This window comes from Halomonas sp. 3D7M, from assembly GCF_014897885.1.
Classification (GTDB): domain Bacteria; phylum Pseudomonadota; class Gammaproteobacteria; order Pseudomonadales; family Halomonadaceae; genus Vreelandella.
Window position 1 is genome coordinate 7,034 of record NZ_JABUZF010000222.1, and the last position, 1,197, is coordinate 8,230.

At 51.5% G+C, this 1,197-nt stretch carries 1 protein-coding gene; it reads left to right on the top strand.

The features are described 5' to 3' along the window. Positions 1–1,168 (top strand): carbon-nitrogen hydrolase family protein (locus tag INT22_RS12540; RefSeq protein WP_193068317.1); only part of this gene is annotated, 1,168 nt, incomplete at its 5' end. Between the last annotated feature and the right edge of the window lie 29 nt (positions 1,169–1,197).

Here is a 1,197-nt window from a genome sequence, read left to right on the forward strand (position 1 = left end):
TGCCATTCTGGCAGGTGGGCGCATTCCCGAGTACCACCAGCACGCCCAAGAACTGACCCCAGCAGAGTACATCGAAAAAGTCTCTCGTAAAGAGATCTACGACCCGATTTTGTCGTTCCAATTGGCTAACGACTTCCAAGTAAAACGCTTACTGCGTAAATATTTGCCGGAAGACGAGCAGTCTCGCGGCTATGCCACTCTTTTGGAGTGGAACAACATCCTGTTCGAGCCTGCTGAGAGCGTGCTAGATACCCGCCCAACTCAGGTACGAGTGGGTGCGGTACAGTGGCAAATGCGTGAGTTCGCTTCAGTGGAAGCAGCCCTTCAACAAATTGAATACTTTGTTGACGCATTATCAGATTATCAAAGTGACTTTGCGGTATTTCCGGAGTTGTTCAATGCGCCACTGATGGGCCTACAAGACCGCTCGGCCCAGCAGGATCAAATGGGCGCGATTCGCTTTTTAGCGGGCTTCACCGAGCGTTTTAAAAGCGAGCTTTCGCGGATGGCGGTGTCGTATAACATCAACATCGTTGGTGGCTCAATGATTGAAGTCGGTGACGATGACCGACTATACAATATTGCCTATTTGTTCCACCGGGATGGCGAAATCGAAAAGCAGTCGAAGCTGCATATTACCCCTCAAGAGCGCCGCGACTGGGTGATCGAAGGGGGTGATAACCTGCAGGTCTTTGACACCGACGCAGGTCGCGTGGGCATTTTGATTTGCTACGACGTTGAGTTCCCGGAGCTTGGCCGTCTGCTAGCCGATCAGGATATGGATATACTGTTTGTGCCGTTCTGGACAGATACCAAAAATGGCTATCTGCGGGTACGCCACTGCGCCCAAGCAAGAGCCATTGAAAACGAGTGCTACGTAGTACTGTGTGGCAGCGTCGGCAACTTACCTTCGATTGAGAACCTGGATATTCAGTATGCCCAATCGGCCGTGTTCTCACCGTCAGACTTCGCTTTCCCCCACGATGCAGTTCTGGCGGAAACCACGCCTAACACCGAAATGATCTTCTTCTCGGACCTAGACCTGACTCGCCTTACTGTTGTGCGTGCCGAAGGCTCAGTAACCAACTTGAAAGACCGCCGCAAAGATCTATTTGACCTACGTTGGCGCGACTGGTCCTGGAAGTCTGGGGCTAATCTGGAAGAGTAAGAGGTGTGAGATAATAAAATAGCCAAGTG